Origin of the sequence: Corynebacterium mendelii (genome assembly GCF_017307055.1) — a bacterium.
GTDB classification, from domain to species: Bacteria; Actinomycetota; Actinomycetes; order Mycobacteriales; family Mycobacteriaceae; genus Corynebacterium; species Corynebacterium mendelii.
Window position 1 is genome coordinate 27,381 of the sequence record NZ_JAFLEQ010000008.1, and the last position, 7,767, is coordinate 35,147.

6 protein-coding genes are annotated in these 7,767 nt (G+C 65.4%); 3 read left to right on the plus strand and 3 right to left on the minus strand.

Annotated elements, in window-relative coordinates; translation table 11 throughout:
* The 3 genes from JZY06_RS12180 to JZY06_RS03485 form a co-directional block, all read right to left on the minus strand.
* A partial coding sequence (locus JZY06_RS12180; protein ID WP_242516638.1) for an ABC transporter permease occupies nucleotides 1–842 on the minus strand: 842 nt, incomplete at its 3' end.
* Nucleotides 843–848: 6 nt separating this feature from the next.
* A complete protein-coding gene (locus JZY06_RS03480) occupies nucleotides 849–1,805 on the minus strand; it encodes an ABC transporter permease (RefSeq protein WP_207118435.1) in 957 nt (318 codons plus the stop codon).
* 486 nt (nucleotides 1,806–2,291) lie between these two features.
* Nucleotides 2,292–3,896 (minus strand): ABC transporter substrate-binding protein, encoded by a 1,605-nt coding sequence (locus JZY06_RS03485; protein WP_207118436.1) that lies wholly within the window; start codon nucleotides 3,894–3,896, stop codon nucleotides 2,292–2,294.
* A gap of 391 nt (nucleotides 3,897–4,287) precedes the next feature.
* On the opposite strand from JZY06_RS03485, the gene JZY06_RS03490 reads away from it, so the two are divergent.
* The 3 genes from JZY06_RS03490 to JZY06_RS03500 all read left to right on the plus strand — a co-directional run.
* A complete protein-coding gene (locus JZY06_RS03490) occupies nucleotides 4,288–5,025 on the plus strand; it encodes a FadR/GntR family transcriptional regulator (protein ID WP_207118437.1) in 738 nt (245 codons plus the stop codon).
* A gap of 198 nt (nucleotides 5,026–5,223) precedes the next feature.
* Nucleotides 5,224–6,939 (plus strand): ABC transporter ATP-binding protein, encoded by a 1,716-nt coding sequence (locus JZY06_RS03495; RefSeq protein WP_207118438.1) that lies wholly within the window; start codon nucleotides 5,224–5,226, stop codon nucleotides 6,937–6,939.
* Nucleotides 6,932–7,767: ABC transporter ATP-binding protein (locus tag JZY06_RS03500; RefSeq protein WP_207118439.1), on the plus strand; the 836-nt coding region annotated here is incomplete at its 3' end. The genes JZY06_RS03495 and JZY06_RS03500, both read left to right, overlap by 8 nt.

Genomic DNA, 7,767 nt, shown 5'->3' on the forward strand with positions numbered 1-7,767 from the left:
AGCACCGTCAGCATGATCGCGAGACCGGGGAACAGTGCGCCCCACCAGAAGCCGACCAGCACACCCTGGCGGGAGTGGGCGATAATCGAACCCCAGGAGGGTTCCGGTTCCGGCACACCGGCGTTGATGAACGACAGGGAGGCCTCGAACACGATCGCGTCGGCGACCAGCACGGTGGCGAACACCAGAATCGGGGCGACACAGTTGCGGGTGACGTGCTTGGTGAGAATCCACACTTTCGTCGCACCGGAAACCACGACGGCGTTGACGTAGTCTTCGCCCCACTGGTCGAGCACATTGGCGCGCACCACACGGGTCAGCTGCGGGATGTAGAGGAAACCGATGGTGACAATCAGCACCGGAACCGAGTTGCCGAACACGGCGATGAACACCGCGGCCAGGGCGATACCGGGGAAGGACATGATGATGTCCAGCACACGCATGATGATTTCGGAGACCCATTTGCCCGATACCGCGGCAATCGAGCCGAGTACGGCGGCACAGGCCAGGGCGAAAGCGGTGGCGCAGATACCGATGATCAGCGAGACTTTCGCCCCGAAGACCATGCGGGCGAGCACATCGCGGCCCAGGTAGTCGGTGCCGAACAGGTAGGTGCCGTCGGGGGCCTGGTTCGGCTTGTCGATGGCCATCGGGTCATGCAGCGGACTCCACGGCACATCGGTGATCGGAAGCAGCCCCCAGGTGGACAGTTGGGCGATAATCGCCACCGCCACCAAAGCGCCGATGAAAACAACGGAGATGCGGCTTGCCAGCGGCATCGCGGAGAAACGGCCCAGCCGTTGCCCCGGCTTTTCGAGTTTCTTGGTCAGATTCTTACGCATGAGCTCCTACACCGTCCTGATCCTGGGGTTGATGAGGATGTAGAGCATGTCGACGACAATGTTGACGATGACGAACGCCAGCGCCACGGTCAGTGTCACGCCCTGCACCAGATCCGGGTAGTTGGATGTGATGCCCTCCAAGATGGCCTGGCCCATACCCGGGAGAGCGAAAATGATTTCGATGATGACCGCGCCACCGATGAGGTAGCCGACCCGCAGGCCGAGAACCGTCACCGGGGTGATCAGTGCGTTGCGGAGCACGTTGCGGGAGACAACCACCCGCTTGGGGATGCCGGCACCCAGGGCGGTGCGGACATAGTCTTTGTCGAGTTCCTCGACCATGGAGGTTCTCACCACACGGATCAGGGAACCGGCCACCGGAACACCGAGCGCGAAAGCGGGCATCGCCATGCGCATCATGTAGGCCTTCGGATCCGATTCAAAGCTGTAGAGGGGACCTGCGGCCGGGAAAATGTTCATGTTCAGGGTAAATGCCTGGATCAGCAGAACAGCCAGCCAGAAGGACGGGGTGGCGACGAAAATGATCGACACGATACGGATGACCTGGTCGATCCACTTGTCGCGGTAGAGAGCGGCGAGAACACCGAAGATCAGCGCCATGACCACCGCAATGATCAGGCCGTAGAACGTCAGTGAAATCGTCACCGGGAATGCCTGTGCTATTCGCCCAGACACAGGAAGTCGTTGGGAGGTGTAGGAACCCAGATCGCCGTGCAGCAGTCCGCCCAGGAAGTGCACGTATCTGGTCAGCAGAGGCTCATCGAGCCCGTATTCCTTGTGGTATGCGGCAATCTGCTCTTGGGTGGCGCCCTCGCCGAGGGCACCGTAGGCGGGATCAACCGGGTTGAAACTCATGACGAAAAACACGAGGAACGTAATACCCAGAATCATCACCGGCAGGGCGAGCAGTCGCCGTCCGATCAGTCGTATCAGGTTGCTCACGGTGGTGACACAAACCTTTCCGTCGCTAAAGGGGGGGTGCCGAGTGGAAAACCGGTGGCAGGCCGCACAAAAAAGCACGCCGGAACACGAAAAAACATCACTGATTTGTCCGGGTGTGCTCACAGCGCGCGGAGTCGGCACCGTGGTGGTGAGGGAAGGGGTCCTGTTTGTCTGTGACCGTGGCCGCCGCAGTCAACCGGGCCGGACATACTGCACCGGGCAGGTCAGTGTGCGGAAGAGAGCAACGGTGTCGCGGCCGCGTGCCGAAACGGAAGGTGGAAAAAACAGGACGCCAGAAAGTCTTTTGCTGTGTGAAAAAGCCGCCGATGCCTGCAGGAAGGGAAAAACCTGGTGAAAAATCCCGATCCGTTTTTGTGCGGAAGAAAACCCCTGTGTCGCAGGCTGGTCAGCTGGCCGGGTATCCCGCCCCCGCCGGGCACCGCCGGTGCCCGGCGGGGAGGGGATGACACCAACCGGAAGGAAAACCTACTTGACCTTCACATCGAGGAAGGACATGCCGGTCAATGCGCTCGGCTGGAAGCCGGAGAGCTTGTCACCGTTCCAGGCGGTGGTCACCGCACGGTGGAACAGCGGGTAGATCGGAACCTCTTCGCTGATCACGTCGAAGCACTGGTTCCACAGATCCTGCTGCTCATCGCCGGTGGCGCGGACAGCCTTGTCCATCAGGTCGTGCAGCTTGGTGTAGCCGTCCGAACCCTTCCACTGGGAGCGCTTCTGGGTCCAGGCGTTGTCGCCGTACCACCAGTTCATCAGCAGGTCGGGGTCGTTGCCGAACACCGACGGGTCACCGGGGGCGACAACCACGTCGAACTGCGGGTCATCGACGTCGGTGACGTTGGAGTACATTGCGCCGGAAGCCTGGCTGTCGATCTTGTCGACGGTGATGCCCGCTTCCTCCAGGTTCGCCTTGATGATGGGGGCGAGCTGGCTGACCCACGGGTGGTCGGTGGTGTTGAGCGTGAAGTGCAGGTCCTCAACACCGGCTTCTTTGAGCAGCTGCTTGGACTTTTCCGGATCGTAGTTGTAGACGTTGCTTGCCTTGTGGTAGTTCGGGTGCGACTCCTGCAGGAAGGAGGTGGCCGGCTGGGCTTTGCCGTCGAGAACGTTGTCGATCAGCTGCTCGGTGTTGATGCCGTAGAGCACGGCCTGGCGGACCTTCGGGTTGTCGAAGGGGGCCTTTTTGGTGTTGAACATCACGAAGGGAAGACCGAAGCCCTGGACGGATTCAACCGTGGCGCCGGAGTCTTTCAGCTGCTGCTCGTTGATGGCCGGAACCGATTCCATGGCCATCACGGTGTTGGTGGTCATCGAGGTCACGCGCGGGGTGCCGTCAACCTGGATGTCCCAGTGCATCTTGGCGGCCCCGGCCGGGCGGGTGCCGTTGTAGTTGTCGTTCTTCTCGAAATCGACGGCCTTGGATTTGATCGCCGAGGTCATCTTGTAGGGGCCGGTGCCGATCGGCTTGGACTTCAGCTCATCGGCGGACTGGGAGGCCGGGAAGACCTTGACCAGGGAGATGCGCTCGTTGACCAGGCTGAAGGGGAACTTGGTCTTGATGGTGACGGTGGTGTCGTCCTTCTTTTCCACCGAGTCGATGAACGACAGGAACGGCGCGTAGAAGCCTTCCATGGTCATGGTGAAGGCGTTGACGACATCATCGGTGGTCACATCGGTGCCGTCGGAGAACTTGGCGCCGTCACGCAGGGTGGCTTCCCAGGTGGTGTCGTCGACCTGCTCGGCCAGGGCGCCGGCCAGGGCCGGGTAGACCTCGCGGGTGGCCGGATCCAGTTCGGTCAGGCCCTCCATGGTGTGCCAGTTGGCGGCCAGCGCCAGGGCGGAGGTGGTGTTGGAGGGATCGTAGTTGTCGGTGTCGTAGGCGACAGCCGCGGTGATGGTCGACGAATCGGTGGCCGTGTCGGCGTCCTTGGCGGCGGTGCTGTCCGAGGAGCTGCCCGCATCGGTGGCCGACGGGGCGTCGGTGCCGCCACCGCAGGCGGCGAGCACCAGCGCGGAGGTGACGACGATGGCGGCGGCAGGCAGTGACCTGCGCTTGAGGGAGGACGTACGCATGGAGGGTGTCTCCTTAAAAGAAACTGGGCTGAATGGTCTGTGAGCCAAACTCCGTGTCAGCGGACCCGGGTGAAAACCCGTCCCATAGCCAAGGTGTCTGACATCTTGACTAGAAATCTAACGCCTTGGCCACCCCTGTGTCAGCAGAATGTCCCCTGATTCACCTGTGGTGTTATAGAACCGTTATCTGGATTACCCCCTAATTTGTCTGATGACTTACCTTGTTGGGGATGGTTCACCTGTTAAAACCTGGAAATCGTTGATTTTTACGCCCGGGGGGCGCCACATCTGTCGGACAAGTGGTGTCACGGGCGCCGGGGGTGGGGGAGTTTTCGGATTATTCGGCATAAAAACGCGACTTGTCAGACAAATTGTGCTAATTGTTGGAGGCATGTCCCCCGTAACGAAACCGGCCGCCGCCACCGCTGCCCCCCGCTCGTCTACTGCGGTCAACCGCACGGAATCCACCGCCGAGTCCATCAAGCAGTTCATTTTGTCCAATGGGCTCAAACCCGGCGACCCGCTTCCCGGGGAGGCGAGACTGTGTGAGTCGTTGGGGGTGTCGCGCTCATCGGTGCGGGAGGCGCTGCGCCGCCTGGAGGCGCTGGACATTGTCAATATCCGGCAGGGCGCGGGCAGTTTCGTCGGGCGGATGTCGATGTCGCCGCTGGTGGAGGCGCTGGCTTTCCGGGCGCTGCTGTCGACCAAAGGGGACCGGCAGACCCTGAAAGAAGTCGTCGAGGTCAGGCAGTGCCTGGACACGGGGCTGTCCGGGCAGCTGTGCCGGGTATTGAAGGGCACCTCCCAGCCGGGGCTGGAGGCGCTGGTCCAGTCGATGGTGGCGCACGCCCAGAAGGGGGAGACTTTTTCCGAGGCGGACATGGCCTTCCACGACGGGCTGCTGGCGCTGGCCGGCAACGAAGTGGTCCGGCAGCTGGTCAGTTCCCTGTGGCGGGTGCACCAGCAGGTGGTCCCCACCCTGGGGCTGGAAAACCATGACGGTCTGGTGGCCACGGCGAAAGCCCACGGGGCGATGCTGGCCGCCGCCTGCAACGGCGACAGCGACGCCTTCGTCAAAGCCGTCATCGAGCACTACCGCCCGCTGCAGGACACCCTCAACGACGAGTGATGCCGCCCGGCCCTGCCGCGGCGCCGGCAGCGGATGCGCCCGGCGCCGGGCGGGCGGGCGGGGGCACCCCCTGCCCCGGGCAGCCAGTGGCGCGCCGGGCGGGCGGGGGCGGGCGACGTATAATCGCCCATCCCTGTCGGTTTTTGTTTCTCCGGGGGCATCCACCGGTGTGTGCCCCGGGTCGGGAGTTGTGGCGCAATGACTGTGAGATCGCATCCGCTTGTCGGGGTGACCCGGCCGGTCCACGGGCGGCTGCTGGTTGCCGCCGTCTACCAGGTCATCGGCGGTATCGGTGTGCTGGGGGTGGGGGCCGCGGCGGTGCTGGTCGTGGTTACCGCACTGGGGTGGGGCGGCGACGCCGACCGGCTGGCTGGTGTGCTGGCGGCGGCCGGCCTGCTGGCGGTGGCGGGATGGTTCGGCCGCTGGCGCGGCGACCTGGTGGCGCACCGCGCCGACAACGAACTGCAGCGCCTGCTGCGGTCACGGATTGTCGACGGGGTCTCGCAGGCCCCCCTTGAGTGGGTTGATGCCACCGGGAAAATCGCCGTGAAACGCACCGTCACCGACGACGTCGATGCCCTGCACTCTGTTGTGGGGCACGCATTCGGCACAACGGTGTCCGCGGCGGTGCAGATTGCCGCGGGAATCGGGGTTTTGCTGGTGGTGGCCCCGGTGCCGACACTGGTGGCCGCCCTCCCCGCCGCGGCGGCCTGGGGCATCTCCCGGCGGCTGCGGCGCACCATGCCGGCGAACAGGAAGAAATTCGCCCGGGCCAGTGCGGCACTTGATGCGGCCGCGGTGGAGTTCGCCCAGGCATTGGCGGCATTGAAAATATTCGGGGGCACCCAACGCGGACTGGACCGTTTCCATGCCGCGTCCCGCGACTATTCCCGTTTCGTCGCCGGGTGGGCCACATCGATGACCCCGTACCTGGTCGGCCAGCAGCTGCTGCTCAGCGCGGTGGCGGTGTGGGCGATGGTGGCGCTGTCGGCGGCCGGCGGGTGGGCCACCCCGGGCCAGCTGGTGGCCGTCGCCATTATCATGCCGCTGCTGTTCAGCCCCGTTGAGGCCGTGGCTTTTTCCATCCACGACCTGGCCATGGGAACTGATGCGGCCACCCGGATCACCACCGTGATGGACGCGATCGATTCCCGGCGGACCGCCCCGGCGCGGGCCGAGGCGCCCGGCGGCCCCGCCACCGGGCCGCTCGGGGTGCGGGTGGACAATGTCACTCTCGTGCGCGGCGGGAAAAAAGTGCTTGATGCGGTGTCTTTGGTTATTGAACCCGGGACACGGACGGTGATCCTGGGGGAAAGCGGCGCCGGCAAATCAACCCTCCTGGAGGTCATCGCCGGACTTGTCGCCCCCACCAGCGGTAGTGTCACCACGGGGAATCCGGCCCGGGTCGCGGCACTGTGGCAGCAGCCGTTCATCGTTGAGGGCACCGTCGCCGACAATCTGCGCATGGGCACCGCCGATGCCACCGACCGGGATATCGCCGACGCGGTGCGGCGCGCCGGGATTGCCGGGCGGATTGCCGCCCTGGACGGCGGCCTGGGGGCTGTCATCGGCGACGGCACGGTTTTGTCCGGCGGGCAACGGCAACGGTTGTGTCTGGCGCGCGCCCTGGTCAGCCGCCCGGGGCTGCTGCTGCTGGATGAGCCGACCTCGGCCGTGGATGCCGCCGCCGCCGACCGTATCGACCGTGCCCTGGATGAGCTGGCCGGGCACTGCACCCTGGTGCGGGTCGACCACCGGGCGCGCACGGGGCTGGATGCCGACCGGGTGATAGTCGTTGATTCCGGCCGCATCGTCGACGACGGCCCGCCGGGGCAGTTGCTCGCCGCCGGGGGCGTGTTCGCCGACCTGGTGGCCGACCAGACGATCCCGGTGTCAGGAGGCGGCGATGAGTGATCCGTTGGTGAACGCCGTGCCGCCGCGGCAGCGGGCACTGGTGGCAGCCAGTGCGGTCAGCGGGGTGGGCGCGGGCCTGGCGGAAGCCTGGTGCGTGGCCGCCACCGGTAGTCTGCTGGCGCATCTGGTCGACGGCACGGATCCGGGGCGCGGCGGATGGCTGGTCGCCGCCGCGGCAACCGCCTGGGCGGTGGCCACCGCCGCTGCCCTCTGGTGCGGCCGGAGTGGCGGATACGGCCTGTCGCAGGCCCTGCACGACAGCCTTGCGGCGCAGGTGATGCGGCTTCCCCTCGGCTGGTTCGGCCGCTCCCGGGAAGCGGAACTGTCGAAGTTGTTCGGCGGGGAAGTCATGGCGGTGATGAGCATTCCGGCGCATCTGCTGCTGCCGGGGCTGAGGGCGGTCACGGTGGCGGTGGCGCTGATCGGGGTTCTTGCCGTGCAGTCACCGGCGGCGGCGGTGGTGGCGGCGCTGTGGATGCCGGTGCTGGCCGCGGTGCAGGTGATCGCCGGGAACAAAGTCGCCGCCGGGGAGGCCGCCCTGGCGGCGGCGCGGCGTGATGCGGCGGCCCGGCTGATGGAATTCACCGACGGCCAGCGCAGCCTGCGGATGCTGCCCGACCCGCTGCACGGCCGCACAGTGGTGGCGGCGACCATCGATGATGTCTCCCGTCGCATGGCGCAGGTGATAGAACCGGTGCTCGGGGTGATGGGGGTGTTTTCCCTGGCGGTGCAGTTCATGCTCATCACCGTCATCGCCGCCGGTGTGATCGGCGGCAACCTGCCCGGCGGCGGTATCGGTGTGGTGCTGGCCGCCACCGCCCTGGCGGG

Excerpts from the sequence above, each read along its gene's own strand:
- JZY06_RS03490 (WP_207118437.1), top strand. The coding sequence starts at position 4,288 with ATGTCCCCCGTAACGAAACCGGCCGCCGCCACCGCTGCCCCCCGCTCG.
- JZY06_RS03495 (WP_207118438.1), top strand. The coding sequence starts at position 5,224 with ATGACTGTGAGATCGCATCCGCTTGTCGGGGTGACCCGGCCGGTCCAC.
- JZY06_RS03485 (WP_207118436.1), bottom strand. The coding sequence starts at position 3,896 with ATGCGTACGTCCTCCCTCAAGCGCAGGTCACTGCCTGCCGCCGCCATC.